Annotated in this window: 12 protein-coding genes; 6 read left to right on the top strand and 6 right to left on the bottom strand. The window is 53.5% G+C overall.

Annotated features, from left to right (window positions below):
• The first annotated feature begins 138 nt into the window (after window positions 1-138).
• The 3 genes from CIK78_RS15785 to CIK78_RS15775 are packed head-to-tail and all read left to right on the top strand — an operon-like array spanning window position 139 to window position 3,106.
• On the top strand, window positions 139-1,083 hold the full coding sequence (locus tag CIK78_RS15785; RefSeq protein WP_176483415.1) for a tripartite tricarboxylate transporter substrate binding protein: 945 nt from the start codon (window positions 139-141) through the stop codon (window positions 1,081-1,083).
• A gap of 44 nt (window positions 1,084-1,127) precedes the next feature.
• A complete protein-coding gene (locus CIK78_RS15780) occupies window positions 1,128-1,589 on the top strand; it encodes a tripartite tricarboxylate transporter TctB family protein (RefSeq protein ID WP_096281866.1) in 462 nt (153 codons plus the stop codon).
• 20 nt (window positions 1,590-1,609) lie between these two features.
• Complete coding sequence (locus CIK78_RS15775) at window positions 1,610-3,106, top strand: tripartite tricarboxylate transporter permease (protein ID WP_096281864.1); 1,497 nt, start codon at window positions 1,610-1,612, stop codon at window positions 3,104-3,106.
• A 100-nt stretch (window positions 3,107-3,206) separates the two neighbouring features.
• Here the strand turns inward: CIK78_RS15775 and CIK78_RS15770 are convergent, their stop codons facing one another.
• On the bottom strand, window positions 3,207-3,446 hold the full coding sequence (locus CIK78_RS15770) for an Atu4866 domain-containing protein (protein WP_096281862.1): 240 nt from the start codon (window positions 3,444-3,446) through the stop codon (window positions 3,207-3,209).
• Window positions 3,447-3,563: 117 nt separating this feature from the next.
• Here CIK78_RS15770 and CIK78_RS15765 point away from each other — a divergent pair, with 117 nt between their 5' ends.
• Complete coding sequence (locus CIK78_RS15765) at window positions 3,564-4,826, top strand: dicarboxylate/amino acid:cation symporter (protein ID WP_096281860.1); 1,263 nt, start codon at window positions 3,564-3,566, stop codon at window positions 4,824-4,826.
• Between the two features lie 145 nt (window positions 4,827-4,971).
• Here the strand turns inward: CIK78_RS15765 and CIK78_RS15760 are convergent, their stop codons facing one another.
• Window positions 4,972-5,145: a YqaE/Pmp3 family membrane protein gene (locus CIK78_RS15760; RefSeq protein ID WP_096281858.1), complete on the bottom strand. Its 174-nt coding sequence runs from the start codon at window positions 5,143-5,145 to the stop codon at window positions 4,972-4,974.
• A gap of 230 nt (window positions 5,146-5,375) precedes the next feature.
• Between CIK78_RS15760 and CIK78_RS15755 the strand changes: the two genes are divergently transcribed.
• Window positions 5,376-7,352 (top strand): TonB-dependent receptor, encoded by a 1,977-nt coding sequence (locus tag CIK78_RS15755; protein ID WP_225734318.1) that lies wholly within the window; start codon window positions 5,376-5,378, stop codon window positions 7,350-7,352.
• 174 nt (window positions 7,353-7,526) lie between these two features.
• On the opposite strand, the gene CIK78_RS15750 is transcribed toward CIK78_RS15755, so the two are convergent.
• From CIK78_RS15750 to CIK78_RS15740, 3 genes are all read right to left on the bottom strand, one after another.
• Window positions 7,527-10,070, bottom strand: coding sequence for a glucose/quinate/shikimate family membrane-bound PQQ-dependent dehydrogenase (locus CIK78_RS15750; protein ID WP_096281853.1), 2,544 nt, complete (start codon window positions 10,068-10,070; stop codon window positions 7,527-7,529).
• A gap of 231 nt (window positions 10,071-10,301) precedes the next feature.
• A complete protein-coding gene (locus tag CIK78_RS15745) occupies window positions 10,302-11,300 on the bottom strand; it encodes an NADP-dependent oxidoreductase (RefSeq protein WP_096281851.1) in 999 nt (332 codons plus the stop codon).
• Between the two features lie 265 nt (window positions 11,301-11,565).
• Window positions 11,566-11,946 carry a septal ring lytic transglycosylase RlpA family protein gene (locus tag CIK78_RS15740; RefSeq protein ID WP_096281849.1) on the bottom strand — a complete coding sequence of 127 codons (381 nt, stop codon included), beginning with the start codon at window positions 11,944-11,946 and terminating at the stop codon, window positions 11,566-11,568.
• A 323-nt stretch (window positions 11,947-12,269) separates the two neighbouring features.
• Between CIK78_RS15740 and CIK78_RS15735 the strand changes: the two genes are divergently transcribed.
• Entirely contained in the window at window positions 12,270-13,715 is a 1,446-nt protein-coding gene (locus CIK78_RS15735) for a hypothetical protein (RefSeq protein ID WP_096281847.1), read from the top strand.
• 83 nt (window positions 13,716-13,798) lie between these two features.
• Here CIK78_RS15735 and CIK78_RS15730 read toward each other — a convergent pair whose 3' ends face one another.
• On the bottom strand, window positions 13,799-14,677 hold the full coding sequence (locus CIK78_RS15730) for a DMT family transporter (RefSeq protein ID WP_096281845.1): 879 nt from the start codon (window positions 14,675-14,677) through the stop codon (window positions 13,799-13,801).
• Between the last annotated feature and the right edge of the window lie 64 nt (window positions 14,678-14,741).

The raw sequence follows: 14,741 nt of genomic DNA, 5'->3' as shown, positions 1-14,741 counted from the left end.
GATCAATAACGAAATATTTAATAACGAGATATTCAATAACAATCCGATAATCGGAGAAGTGATATGCCATATCAACTGCGATTCAAGAAAGCTTCAGTTATTTCTCATGTTCTTTGTCGCTCCCTTTGGGTGCTCCCCTTGCTCACGTTAAGTGTATCTTCCTTAGCGCTTGCAGACGACTGGCCTGATAGCCCTCTGGAAATTGTGGTGCCTTTCGATGCGGGCGGCAGCGCAGACCGGTTGGCTCGCGGGTTGGCCGAGCATATGTCCCCTCGCTTTGGCGTGCCTATTACCGTCGTGAATCGACCGGGTGGTGCTGGCGCTTTAGGCGCTACCTACTTTCAACAACAATCAGCTGACGGAGAAACCTTGCTTGTCATGCAGGCGACGCCCTACTTAGCAAGTGCCATTGAGGTAAGTGGTGCGCCGGTTGAGTGGCAGGATTTTTCGCTCTTGAGTGCGCAGTGGAATGATTATGGTGTGCTTGCCGTGCACAACAGCAGCCCCTACGAAAATCTTGAGCAATTAATTGAGGCCATGCGCGAACCCGGTGAGGTCAGCTCCGGCATTATTGTGGGTAACGGGGGGCATATCCAAACGCTCGTCATGATGGATGCGCTGGGTATCGATCATGAAAATGTGCGCTTTGTGACCTATAGCGGCGGTGCTCCATTACGTACGGCGCTGGCTGGCAACCAAGTGGATTTTGAGATTCTTGCCGCCGAGGCTGCGCTGACGATAAATGAAGAGGTGCGAGCACTGGCTGTTGTACACGATCAGCCAAGCGATAGCTGGGATGCACCACTCCTAAACGATGAACTGGCTGAGTTCGGCGTTGAGCCTTTACTGCTGATTGGTGGGAATGTCTCAGGCCTTATGGTGCATTCTTCTCTGCAGGAGGAATATCCCGAACGTTACGATCGCATCGTGCAGGTGTACCAAGAAACGTTAGAAAGTGACGAGTTTCAAGAGTGGGCGAAAAACGCACGAATGGGTGCTGATTGGCTAACGCCTGAAGAGAGTCAGGCGCTTATTGATGCTACCTATGAAGCTATTCAACAGTACGCACCTTTAGTCAAGTAGCCGCGTACGGTGTTTTGATCGTTTTACAAAAGGCAGTAGGAGTTATGACGTCTTCAACTTTTAGCCGCTCCTTCCCATGGGGAAATGTACTTTTTTCGTTAACGCTAGCGGGGGCGTTTTTCTACTACGCTCACGGCGTTCATGCCGCTGCTCGTGGGGCTACCGACTGGGTGTTGGTAGTCCCCGTCGCCGGTATCGGCATTGCATCTCTATTGGTTATTACAGGTACGAAAATTGTGGATTGGTACCGGGAGCATGCGCATGATTCAGGCCGCACTGTTCCAGTCAAAACCCTTCTTTTCATGGCGCTGTTGGTTCTTTACGTGGGTGCACTGCCATTCATTGGTTTTGATATAGGCAGCTTCGTGTTTCTTGCTTTGACGCTTTACGTGCAAGGAGAAAAGCGCTGGTGGGTGTTGCTAGGAAGTGGCGTGCTGGTCTCTTTCGTTGTGGTGTTGGTATTTGTCCAGCTTCTTAACGTACGCCTTCCGACTATCCTGCTTTAACGACAAAGGTGCTGAAATTCATGATTGATACGGATGCATTCCAGGCCGCGATTGAGCTGCTCGCAAGCACGCCAGCAGCGTGGTGGGTGGTCGTCCCTGGCTTGATAATCGGATTGTTCTTTGGCTCGATACCGGGGCTGTCGATTTCTATTGCCATGGCGGTGTTTCTCCCTGCTACGCTGTATATGGATTTTCTACCCGCTATTCTATTTCTGACTGCCATTTTTACAGGCGGCGGTTTCGGCGGTGCGATACCCGCTATCATGATGAATATACCCGGCACATCCTCCTCGGTAGCCACGGCCTTTGACGGCTATCCTATGGCGCGCAAAGGGCAGCATGCTCAAGCGCTCGGCATTGGGTTAATGGCTTCCGTGCTAGGCACGTTAGTCGGATACTTGCTGCTACTGCTGACAGTTCAATCAGTATCCCATTGGGTTCTTAAGTTAGGGCCAACGGAGATGTTGGTTATTGCTCTATGGGGGGTCACGCTGATTGCCGTGTTGAATGACGCTAGCATTTCTAAAGGGCTAGCAGCGGGCGCGCTGGGCATTCTGATTAGCACTGTCGGCTACAGCGATGCAGGACAGATGCGAGGAACCTTTGGCAGTATGTACTTGCTGGATGGTATTCCGGCCATACCTGCGCTCATCGGCTTTTTCGCGGCGTCTGAGTTGTTTAATCTGGTTGGTAAAAACTACATCGTGGATGCACAGGAGAACCGTGTTGTCCGGTTTCGCAGTATTTTGGAAGGAATGGCGTTTGCGGCAAGCAGGCCACTACAGGTCCTGCGGGGAGGGGGGATGGGTGCGGTTATAGGCGCCATTCCTGGCGTAGGGGCAAGTATCGCTAACCTTGCCGCTTATGCAACGGCGAAAAAACAGTCGAAAGAGCCAGAGTCTTTTGGCAAAGGCCATCCTTCCGGGCTCATTGCGGCAGAGTCGGCTAACAGCAGTTCTGAAGGGGGTTCAATGATTACCCTTCTGGCGCTGGGGTTGCCGGGCGGCGCGGGTACCGCTGTATTGCTCAGCGCGTTTGCTTTGCATAATGTGACGGGAGGCCCACGGTTCATCCGCGAAAATACCGACATTGTCTATGCCCTGATTCTTGGCAATATGGCTCAGGCCGCCTTATTGTTGGTGGTTGGGCTGGGCTTTATTTTTTTGGCGGGATATATCGTCAAAATTTCGCTTAAATTCATGATTCCCGTGGTAATGGTGCTTTCTGTCGCAGGTTCTTACACCATTACAGGAAATATGGTGGGCCCGATTACCGTTGTGGTTACGGGTATCCTGGGATGGCTGATGCGTTTGTATGGCTTTCCAGTGGCCGCTACGGTGGTAGGTCTATTAGTCGGTAGTATGGCTGAAGGTGAGCTGGTAAGAAGTATGCAGATCAGCGGAGGTAGCTTAGGGTTTATATTGGAACGGCCTATTACGCTGATTTTTCTGGCTTTACTACTGTTGTCTATACTGCCTCGCATTGTAGGAAGCGTCTCTAAGTGGAAGAAATCTTAAACTGCTCCACTGTATTGCTGTGCCTCTAAAGCCACTGGCTTTTAGTAAGCCGGTGGCTGTTGCCGTTACTGAATAATAGCGCTGTAAAGAATGGCATTGCTTACTTTTTACGATATAGCACCATACCTGCGTGATAGAGCACGCCATCGATGAACTCACCATCAGCGGTAAAACCGGTGTCATCCCAGTATTCTATGTAGTTATTCGTTACTCGATAGCGGCCCTGGTAAGCACTTTTATGCTCACCACGGGCCTCGTCGTAGCGATTGTTGGGTAAAAGATCATGACGAATACGTCCATCTTCAGTTGCCCACATACCAACATACGGATGGTCTGCCATAGCCTCGATTTACTGCCGCCTACTCACCTTGTCGATCTTGCTGTGCCACACTAATAAGGTGGTGTGCAGGCTTATCAAAATAGGCCCATCAACGTATTCAAACCTGTAGGGACTCAAATGACACGCATATGGAAGGCCTATTTGAACGCGTCGTTGATTTTACGCGTCACCATCGCGCTGGTATTGGGCGTGTTAGTCGGGCTTGTTGGCGGGGATACAGTGGCCGTTTGGCTGGCGCCGCTGGGTGATTTACTGCTGCGGCTACTGACCTTTTTGATTGTGCCCATCGTGCTGTTCACGCTGATGGTGGGGGTTAACCAGTCGCGCGAGGGTAGCGCGGGGCGTATAGGCGGAAAGGTCTTTGGCTATTATCTGGCGTCTTCAGCGCTGGCCATTATGGTGGGCTTAACGGTTGCTACGCTGTTTAGCCCAGGAAGTGGCATGACGCTCAACGACGAAGCCAGTTTTTCGGTGCCTGAAAACCCTGGCGTTGTCGAGGCGCTGCTTAACATCGTGCCGGATAATATTATCGGGGCTTTTGCCGAGCTTAATATGCTGGGCATTATTTTTACGGCATTAGTGTTTGGTATTGCGCTGCTAAAAATGCGCCAATCACCGCGCCAGCATGCGATGGGCGAGCGGTTGTACGAGGTGATTGAGGCACTAAACGATGTCACGCTAAAAGTTATGTCAGGGGTGTTGCACTATGTGCCCATCGGCGTCTTTGCAATTGTCGCCGAAACGGTGAGCCGTCAAGGCTTGGAAACGCTGCTATCGTTGGGTGATATGGTGGTTGTGCTGTATATCGCGCTGGGCGTTCATGTGCTGCTTTATTGCGGCATCATGCGTTTATTTGGTGTGAAACTACGCACCTTCTTCCGTGAGGCACGCACGCCCATGCTCACGGCATTTGCCACTCAAAGTAGCTCTGGCACGCTGCCGTTAACGGTCAACGCGGCCCGCCGTTTAGGAATTTCTAAGAGTATTTATGGCTTCAGCCTGCCGCTAGGGGCCACTTTGAATATGGATGGGGCGGCGATTCGTATCGCTATCTCGGCAGTCTTTGCCGCCAACGTGATTGGCGCGCCGCTGGATTTCATCAGCATGGTACAGATTGTGCTGATTGGTACGCTGGTCTCGGTGGGCACTGCCGGGGTGCCGGGTGCCGGTATCCTTATGATTGCCACGGTGTTTGCCCAGGTCGGGCTGCCGATTGAAACCGTTGCGTTGCTCGCCGCTATTGATGCACTGGTAGGCATGGGCGCCACGGCCTTGAACGTGACCGGCGATTTAGTCGGCACATCGGTGATTGCGCGTAGCGAAGGCGAGCAGTTAAGTGAGACGCCTGTAGAAGAAGCGTCAGAGGTTGCAAAGGGGTAGCTTAAAAGCGCTTGCCCTGTAGTCCCGTGAGAATGCATTCACTCCTGGCATCGGCGCCTCCATGGCCACGTTGACTAGGCATAAAAAAGCCGCCTAAGTGTGACCTTAGGCGGCGTTGCATTTATCAAGCGATGAGAACTAAATGTTAGTGCTTTAATATCACATAAAACGCATGGATGATGCCGGGTATAAATCCAAACAGCGTTAGAATAATGTTCAGCCAGAAATGTCCTTTAAATCCGACTTCAAGAAATACGCCGAGTGGCGGAAATAGAACCGCAAAAATCATTTTGATTGGATCTGTCGCTGTAAACGCCATGAAGCCTCCTTTGCTTTCAGGGGTGTAGCCTGTACAAGTTTAAGCATTACCAAACAATTTATCTATGCCTCAATTAACTACTAGAGACTAGCCAGATCAGGAAATCGTTCAATCCTGCCATGCATTTTCACGTTGAGGTATCTGGGAGGGACCCCGTGTTGAGAAGAGTAGCGACCACGTCTTTTTGTTTATTAAGCTGTCTGACGGCTAGCCAAAGCTGGAGCCAAAATATGCCAGTGACTTCCAGCGCGATGGACACGCTAGAGGTCACGGCACCGCGCCTGGCGCGCGAACTGTACGCAACGCCTGCCGCGGTCTCAACGCTTGACCGTGACGCCATTGCACAGGGGCAGCAGCGTGCTCGCCTGGATGAGGCATTAGTGCGCGTACCGGGCGTGTTTGTGCAAAACCGCGATAACTTTGCCCAGGGCCAGCGAATCTCTATTCGAGGTTTTGGCGCGCGGGCACCGTTTGGCGTGCGTGGCATTACCGTGATGGTCGATGGCATTCCCTACACGCTGCCCGACGGTCAAGCGCAGCTTGATGCCATCGATTTAGACAGCGCCGAGCGTATCGAGGTCATCCGCGGGCCCTCTTCGGTGCTTTACGGCAACGCGGCTGGCGGAGTGATCGCGGTGACTACCGCCGACGGTCGCGATAACCCAGGAACGCGCCTGCGCGCGGAGGTTGGGAGTGACGGCTATCGAAAAACGTCGCTGCAAACCGGCGGTTCTCAAGGAGACTGGTCGCATCATGTAAGTCTTTCGGCGCTCAATGTTGATGGCTATCGTGAGCAGAGCTCGACTGAAAAGTATTTGCTAAATGCCAAACTGCGCCGTGAGTTAGGCAGCGGAAGGGCGATAACGGCCATTATCAATTTGCTTGAAAACCCGCGCTCCGAAGATCCTGGTGCGCTAAATGCACGCGAAGTCGCGAACGGGCGTGATCAGGCCGCCCCAAACTCCATAGCATTGGATGCTAGGCAAAACGTTGATCAGCAGCTGCTCGGCTTACAGTACGAAGATCTGTCCGCAGGCCCTGGCGAGCTCTATGTAAAGGGTTTTGTTGCGCAGCGTGATTTTGAGCAGCAGCTGCCGTTCGTGGGCAGTAGCCGGTTGGGCTATCAGCGTGATTACCTGGGCGCGAGCGCTGAGTATCATCATGAAATTAATGTAGGCAGCCTGCCGCTGAGCTATATCACCGGTGTGGATGTGGCGCGTCAAAACGATGAGCGCTTTCGTAATGATGTAAACGCTCAGGGCGTGGTGGGTGAGCAATTGGCGGAAGAGACGCAAACGGCAACCTCGGCCGGGGTCTTTGCTCAGGGGGATTTGGCGCTTTCCGAGCAGGTAACACTCTCGCTGGGTGCCCGCTTTGACCGAGTAGAGTTAGAGGTCGACGACCGCTACCTGGACGATGGCGATCAAAGCGGTGAGCAAACCTTCAACGAATGGAGTGGCTCAGCGGGTTTGAGCTACCGCTATCGCCCACAGCATCAGGCATATGTGAATACCGGTACCGCGTTTGAAACGCCCACCTTCTCAGAGTTTGCTAACCCCTCGGGTGGCGGTTTCAACCCTTCAATTTCGCCGCAAAAGGCCTGGAATCGTGAGATAGGTCTGCGCGGTTACGTTGAACCGCTGGCGATGGATTACGACTTGGCACTGTTTTCGGTGCGTGTGCGCGATGAGTTAGTGCCGTATGACGAGGGTGCTCGCACCTTCTATCAAAACGCGGGCGATACCGACCGTGATGGGATTGAGCTGGCGCTAGGTTGGCAGTTAGCCAGCCAGTGGCGATTGGACAGCGCCTTAACGTTGGCGCGCTACGAATTTGATGGTTTTGCAACGCCAGCTGAGCGTTTTGATGGTAATCGTATTCCCGGTTTGCCCGAGCAAACATGGGTCAATCAGCTAAGTTGGCAAGGCCTTGATGAACGCTTTGCAACGCTGGAAACCCAGTACGTGGGCGATATGGTCGCAGACAACGCCAACGACACAGAGGTTGATAGCTACTGGCTGGTCAATTTTCGGGTGGGGGATGGCTGGGCGCTGGGCAGCGACACCAGGCTGAATGCTTATGTCGGCATACGTAATCTACTTGATGAGGAGCATTTCGCTAACGTGCGCCTGAACGGCACCTTTGGGCGCTTTTACGAGCCCGCGCCAGGACGCAGTGTGTATGGCGGAGTGGAAGTAAGGTTCTAACCCTGCAATTGAGGTACTAATAAGCGCTGCGCTGAGAATGGCCTAGGCGCTTATTCTCCACTTCCCATCAACAGAACGGGCGGCCCTGAGGCCGCCCGTTGTGTTTGTCGTTACCAATGCGGGCCGCTAAAAAATAGCGTAGCTGAGCATAGTTAACGTTTTACTTGGCTCACATTATTCCGGTAGCGCGTAGCCAATGACATAGTCACCCATTTTTGTACCAAAAGTGCCGTGGCCTCCCGCCGTAACGACCACGTACTGACGCCCATCTGTGCCGGTATAGGTCATTGGGGTAGCCTGGCCGCCGGCCGGCAGACGCGCTTTATATAGCTCTTCGCCAGTGGTGACGTTGTAACCACGCAGATACTGATCCAGCGTGCCGCTTAAGAACGAAACGCCGCCCGCCGTGGTTAATGGGCCGCCAAGCGCAGGCACCCCCACGTTCAAGCCAATCGGTAGGCCAAACGGCATGCTGTCGCGAGTTGTGCCATTGCGGTGTTGCCAAACGACCTCTGCGCTTTGTAGGTCAATTCCAACCACGTTACCCCAAGAGGGCGCTTGGCAGGGAAGGCCTAGCACGGAAAGCAGCGGGCCGAGTTCAACCGCGTAGGGCGCGCCTTCATTGGGCTGTAAGCCCTGTTCGCTGGCAGAACCTTGGCCTTCCTCCACCTCGTCACGCGGGATCAGCGTGGACACAAACGCTAGGTACTTAGCCCCGGTGAACAGCGCTTGACGCTCAGGGTCAACCGCAACCCCGCCCCAGTTCATCACACCCACATTGCCGGGATAGATGATGCTGCCTTCCAGCGACGGCGGGGTGTATTGGCCTTCATAGCGTAATGAGTTGAATTGAATGCGGCACATCATTTGATCAAACGGTGACGCGCCCCACATATCACGTTCGGTGAGTGGCGGAGGCAGTAGGTTCAGCGCCGATTGAGTCTGGGTTTCAGCAGTCCAGTCGCCGTCTACAGCGCCTTGAGGCACGGGCACTTCTTCGATGGGTACAATCGGCTCGCCGGTTTGGCGATTTAATATATACAGGCTGCCCTGCTTGGTTGGCTGGATTACCGCAGGCTGTGTGCCGTCGTTGGTGGCTAGATCTATCAGCACCGGCTGGGCGGGGGTATCCATATCCCATAAGTCATGGTGTACAAACTGATAAGCCCATTCAACTTGGCCATCGTCCAGATTGAGTGCTACTAAGCCCGCACCATAGATTTCGTCATTTTCTGTGCGGTCGGCGCCATACTGATCGGGGGTGGCATTGCCCATGGGTAGGTAAACCATGCCAAGTTCTTCGTCAACGCTGATCGGCGCCCATACGTTGGGTGAGTTGCGGGTGTAGGTTTCGCCTTCAGCCAATGGGTCGGTATTGTCTGGATTGCCGCTATCCCAGTTCCATACCAGCTCGCCGGTGTGCACATCAAAGGCACGAATAACCCCAGATGGCTCATCGGTGGAGCTATTGTCGGTGACATGACCGCCCAGGATTATCAGGTTCTCGGTCACCGTGGCAGGGGAGGTTGAATAGTAGCCGCCCGGTGCAAAATCGCCAATATTATTAGTCAGATCAATTTCGCCGTTATCGCCAAAGTTAGCGCAGCGTTCGCCGTTATCGGCATTCAAGGCGATCAAGCGAGCATCCGCCGTTGGCAGGTAGAGCCTGCGTGGGCACATGACATCCGTGGCGCTCAGCATTGCGGGCGTAGTGCTATCGTCTGCAACGCCAAACAGCAGCGACAGAAAAGAAAGATCCAGGCTGAAAATATCGTTGTTATCGAAGATATCAAAAGACATTGCCGTGTCGCTTGCCGGTGCGCTGTCTGTCGCTATGTTAGTTGCGTCGTCGTTAGGCGTGGCGTCAGAAGAATAGCTGGCTGCATCGTAGTAGGCGAGGCCGCGGCAGGTCATGTGCGCCCAGCTGGAAAAGTCATCTGCCCCCTGAGTGCTGATTTCCGGGTCGAACTCCCAAAGGGTTTCACCCGTTTCAGGAGAGAGTGCCATGGCACGGCTGTGCGAGGTGCAGATATACAGGCTGTCGTTAACTTTTAGCGGCGTATTTTGATTGGTAATTTCGGGTGGTGCATTAGAGCCCGCCTGATCGCCGGTTTGAATGCGCCACACCTCTTCAAGCTCGCTAATGTTGTCAGGCGTTATCTGATTAAGCGAGGAGTAGTGAGTGCCAGCGTTGGTGCCGCCGTAGGCAGGCCAGTCGTCACCTGCCACCTGGGCGGGGTTAACGGCGCCGGCACCGGGTATGTTGTTTGTGGCTAGGGTACCTTTAATAGTGCCGGGGTCGCTGAACTGACTGGCGATGGCCACGATCATCGCCGCGCTAATGCTGGCCATCAGTGCCAAGCTGCCGCCGCGTGAATGGAGCGGCTTACGCCACCAGGGAAGCAGTAGCAAAATGCCTATTAAGCAGAGAATCGCGACCCGAGGAACCAACTGCCACCAGTCCAGGCCCACTTCCCAAAGTGCCCAGCCCAGGGTGGCTAAAAGTACCAGTGCGTAGAGCCAGAGAGCGGCGCCTCGGCGCAAGATGAATAAAATGCCGCACGCGATAATGCTCAATCCGGCGATTAAGTAGTAGGCGCTGCCGCCCAGGCTGATTAGCTTTCCGCCGCCAACGGCGAGCACTAAACCCACTATTAATAAAACAAGGCCCGCGATGATAGCTGGCCATTTGCAGTGGTCACGCGTGCTTTCTTTCATGAGATGTCCCCTTATGAAAACGTACTAACGTTGTTTGATTTAGATAGACAAGCAACATGCCAACAACGCGCTTTAACCCATCGACAGCGCCGATGGGTTAAGACACACCTTTTCAGTGGCTATTTTAGTAATCAAGCCGCTATTGGTCTAACGGTTTGATTTTTTTCTGAGGCGAGCACGTTACCGCAACGTCGCAGTCGTTGCGGTAACGTGGGACAGCAGGTGAGAGCGTTATAGCTTAACCAGCATTTTGCCGGTGTTGCCACCTTCAAACAGCGCAAGGAAGGCATCAGGCGTACTCTCCAGGCCTTCTTTGACGGTTTCTTTATAAGCCAGCTTGCCTGCCGCTACCTGGGGAGTCACTTCGTTTAGGAAATAGGGGTAGCTTGACCAGTGATCAGCAACGATAAAGCCCTGCATCTTCGCTTTGCGAATCACCAGCTGAGAAAGATTGCTGGGGCCGGGCGAGGGCGCTTCAGCATTGTAGCTATCGATCATGCCGCATACGGCGATGCGCGCGCCTTCATTTAGCTGGCTGAGCGCTGCTTCAAGGCAGATGCCGCCCACATTTTCGTAATACACGTCGATGCCGTTAGGGCTGGCAAGTTTGATCGCATCGCTTAATTCTTGCGCGGTCCGGTTTTGATAGCTGACAGGCTCGACGCCTAATGATTCAAGCCATGCGAGCTTATGAGCCGCGCCCGCAATGCCAACGACATGGCAGCCCTTTGCTTTCGCTAGCTGAACAGCCAGCGAGCCAACCGCGCCGCTGGCGGCACTCACTAAAACGTTGTCGCCCGGCTTGCATTCGGCTATCAGATTGAGGCCGGTCCAGGCAGTCATGCCGGGCATTCCTAGAACACCCAGGTACGCTTGTTCAGGCACGTCATTTTCCGGTAAGGGCGTGAGGCCTTCTGCGGGAAGCTGAGCAATATCACGCCAACCACCCATGTGACTGACGTTATCACCGACCTTAAGACGTGAATCATTGGACTCGATAACCTCGCCAATCGCACCGCCTTCCATCGGTTTACCAATTCCAAACGGTTCTACATAGGTGCGCAAGCCACTCATGCGGCCACGCATGTAGGGGTCCACAGACAGCCAGTGGTTGCGAATACGCACTTCGCCTTCGGCAAGGTCAGGTAACGTTTGCGTCTCAAGCGCGAACAGAGAGCGGTCGGGTAGGCCGTTGGGATAAGCGGTAAGCGTGTAAAAGCGCGACTGCATAAATGTCTCCTGCGAATACGTTACATGATGAACATTACGCGTTGTACGACGCGTGCGGTGTCCCTTGTAGCATAGAGACCATTAGCCTGCTGGCAAGTTCGTCAATGTAGGTTAATCGCGCGTTTAGACACAGGGCGCACAAAAAAAAAAACAGGGCGATCCATTGCTGGTCGCCCTGTCTATATGCTGCTGTTACGATACTACGTGTGCTGTCGCATTGATTAGGCTAAGGGGTATCACACACCAACCAAGAATGTGTTATCCGTTAATCCAACAGCGTTACCATCACCGGTGCCGTACCGCGTCGGAGCATGCCAAGCTTAACCGCCGCGCGTTTAGATAAATCAATGATTCGCCCTTGCACAAAAGGGCCGCGGTCATTGATCAACACTTCTACTTCTTGCCCAGTATCCGGGCGTGTCACCAGTACTTTCGTTCCAAAAGGCAGGCTTGGATGAGCCGCCGTTAATGCCTGTTGGTCAAAGGGTTCCCCACTAGCAGTGGTGGCTCCCTGAAAGCGGTCGCTGTAAAACGATGCGACGCCTTCCTGTATTTCTGTTTCGTGTGCAAAGGCACTATTGGCAGCGCTACATGTTACGATCGCTGCCAAGCAAATCGTTCGGATCAGTCTTTTTCGGGCTCCCATGGGAGTACCTCAGTTTTGCGTGTCACGAATCCCGCACTCTTGATGAGGTGCCTTATAGGCCAAACGATAGTACCCGTGTCGCTTAAGCTCAGCAAGCTTTAAGAAGATCGGTGCAATTAGGTTCATATTCGAGATTTTTACACTTGCCTTATGCGACCTTGAATTTCAGCTACTTACCGAATTGTGCAGGAACTGTGTCAATAATAGCGTGACTGAAATACAGTGTTTTTCATGAAACGCTCACTTGAATAGCGTAAGCATCTTATACTTACGATTGACGCATTAATTAATCATTTTCATTGCAACTTAATAGGAAATCATTCATGGCTAAATCTTCTTCCTTGGGTTTTGTACTTGTCGCTGTTGGCGGAGCTGTCGTTGGCTTTTTGGCCGCTCAAGTTATTCCTTTACAGGGGCTGTCAACCGACGCGACGCCCGTCGAAAACGTTGATGGGACTGGTAAACAGCCTTCTTCTGCTGTTGCGGGATTGAAGAAATTTACACTCAACGAGCGTATGAATGGTGAAATAACGTCGGCTAGCGAGCTCAACGGTAAAGATGGCAGCCGTTTTTTGCGCTATGCCATGACGTTGGAAGCAGAAGATTTAGTCGAAATTTCTCTGCGTGGCGCATTGCAGGGCATAGTGGCTCTGTATGATGATCAGCTGCAGCTGCTGGCAAGTGCGCCAACGGTACGCCAGCGCATTGAAGAGAGCGGTGATTATGTAGTGGTAGTGAGCGGAGCTGATGCGCATAGCTACGGCCCGTTTAGCGTCAATGGCCGTACTATCGAGCTCAGTGATTCCGATACGCTAACCGTTGATGCGCCTATCGATAGTTGGCTCAATAACGAAGCCCGTGAATTTACCCTAACGATCGCAGAAGCCGGTATGTATCAAATAGAGATGCGTGCCGATGACTTCGATGCCTATCTAGTGTTGGAAGGCCCCAATGGCTATCTGCGTGAAGATGACGATAGTGCTGGTGATTTAAACGCACGCATTTCGGATTTTCTTGCCCCGGGTGATTACACGCTGCGCGCACGCACGGCCTATGGCGATGCCAATGGCCTGTTCTCGCTAACGGCAGAACCGCGAGAGCTGCCAGGTGATGGTGAGCTGCGCAATGATGGCCCTATTTCGCCCAATGAGTCCTTCAATGGCTGGTACAGCGGTCAAGATCTTGGCTATGAGCTAGAGATTGAAGAAGCTGGCATGTACCAAATTGAGATGAGCTCCAGCGAAGTCGACTCCTATCTGGTATTGGAAGGCCCCAATGGCTATTACCGTGAAGATGATGATAGCGCAGGTAATTTGGATGCGCGCGTTGCTGACTTCTTGGCACCCGGCACCTATCAGCTAACGGCACGCACGGCTTATGGTTCCGAGAGCGGCCTGTTCACGCTTGCCGTTGAGCCGCGTGAATTGCCCAATGACGTTGAGTTGCAAAACGAAGGCGCGCTCACGTCTGGTGAGACGTTGAATGGCTGGTACAGCGGTGAGCCGCTTACTTACGAGCTTACGATCGAGGAAAGCTCGCTGGTGACGATTGCCATGCGTTCTTCAGATTTCGACACCTTTTTAGAAATTAGCGGCCCAGGCGTTGCTGTAAGTGACGATGATGGCGCAGGCGGTACCAATTCGCAGTTGCAGGAACAGTTGCTGCCGGGCACTTACACCGTGAGTGCACGCGGATATAGCACCGCTGGCAGCGGTTTGTTTGAGCTGAACGTTGAGACTGAAGCCGCGGATATTGCGCCAGATATGTAACTTCCCACGCTTTTGACGCAGTCCATAACGCCCTTGCCGCTGATAGCGACAAGGGCGTTTGTATTTGTTTTGGAACATAGCGCCTAGCGGCCTGCTTTGATGCATCCAGCGATGACCAGTACCGCCGCTGCGGGTAGGCGCCAGTCAAGAACGCTCATCCCTGCCAAGACCAGCAGCAGGGCGGCTAAAATGGGTACGCCGTAAGCAAGGCTGCCTACCAAGCTGGTGTGCCCCCAGCGAAGGGCTTTATCCCAAGCCACCATCGCTATCCCGTACGGACCTAGCCCCAGGGCGATACCTGCCAAAAGTGCCTCGCCACTGGGCAGCGCAATGCGCCCTTCTAATAGCAGACTAGCACCTGAAGCGATAGCGCTAGCAACAAGCAGCAGCCTAGGTAATATCGGCGTAAGTGCCACCGGAGCTGCTTGGCTCAACCATGAATAGATAGCCCAGCAAAAAGCCGCTAAAAGTGCCAAGGCGTAGCCAGTAGTAGCGCCACCTAGGCCGCCACTGATCGCTTGGGGCACGAGTAGCAGCGCCGCGCCTGAAAACGCAATCAGTGCGCCTAAAGCCCCGGCTAAGCGTAAGCGGCCAAAGCGACTCCACTGGGTGAGTAATACAAACAGCACGGGCCAGGTATAAGTAATCAGCGCTGCTTCAGCGGCAGGCGCTAAACGCATGCCAATAAAGTACGTGCTCACAGCACCAAAAATGAGCAACGGAACGCCTACCCAGATGCTGAACTGCCAGCCGAAGCCGCTGGCCGCGACGTTGACGCGGCGGCTTAAGGGGAGCGTTGCTAGTGCCCCAGCTAATAGCGTTACCGCCGTTAGCTGCAGGGGTGGCGTGGCCTTGGCGAATTCAGCCAGCAGCGGCGCCGCACTCCAAAGCATCACGGCCACCAGCGCCGCGCCAATGCTGTACCAGCGTGGAAATATGACGGGGGCGTGAACGGGATGCATGTGCGATCTCCTTGATTTAAGCTTGTGCAGAGCAGCATACTTATTGCCAATGCATCACAATATC

Source organism: Halomonas sp. JB37 (assembly GCF_002332255.1).
Taxonomy (GTDB): domain Bacteria; phylum Pseudomonadota; class Gammaproteobacteria; order Pseudomonadales; family Halomonadaceae; genus Vreelandella; species Vreelandella casei.
Note: the sequence above shows the minus strand (reverse complement) of the source record. Positions and strands in the feature narration are given on the sequence as shown.

Bases quoted from the DNA above. Each gene is read 5' to 3' on its own strand.
- CIK78_RS15780 (WP_096281866.1), top strand. From the start codon at position 1,128: ATGACGTCTTCAACTTTTAGCCGCTCCTTCCCATGGGGAAATGTACTT.
- CIK78_RS15775 (WP_096281864.1), top strand. From the start codon at position 1,610: ATGATTGATACGGATGCATTCCAGGCCGCGATTGAGCTGCTCGCAAGC.
- CIK78_RS15755 (WP_225734318.1), top strand. From the start codon at position 5,376: ATGCCAGTGACTTCCAGCGCGATGGACACGCTAGAGGTCACGGCACCG.
- CIK78_RS15750 (WP_096281853.1), bottom strand. From the start codon at position 10,070: ATGAAAGAAAGCACGCGTGACCACTGCAAATGGCCAGCTATCATCGCG.
- CIK78_RS15735 (WP_096281847.1), top strand. From the start codon at position 12,270: ATGGCTAAATCTTCTTCCTTGGGTTTTGTACTTGTCGCTGTTGGCGGA.
- CIK78_RS15765 (WP_096281860.1), top strand. From the start codon at position 3,564: ATGACACGCATATGGAAGGCCTATTTGAACGCGTCGTTGATTTTACGC.
- CIK78_RS15760 (WP_096281858.1), bottom strand. From the start codon at position 5,145: ATGGCGTTTACAGCGACAGATCCAATCAAAATGATTTTTGCGGTTCTA.
- CIK78_RS15730 (WP_096281845.1), bottom strand. From the start codon at position 14,677: ATGCATCCCGTTCACGCCCCCGTCATATTTCCACGCTGGTACAGCATT.
- CIK78_RS15740 (WP_096281849.1), bottom strand. From the start codon at position 11,946: ATGGGAGCCCGAAAAAGACTGATCCGAACGATTTGCTTGGCAGCGATC.
- CIK78_RS15745 (WP_096281851.1), bottom strand. From the start codon at position 11,300: ATGCAGTCGCGCTTTTACACGCTTACCGCTTATCCCAACGGCCTACCC.
- CIK78_RS15770 (WP_096281862.1), bottom strand. From the start codon at position 3,446: ATGGCAGACCATCCGTATGTTGGTATGTGGGCAACTGAAGATGGACGT.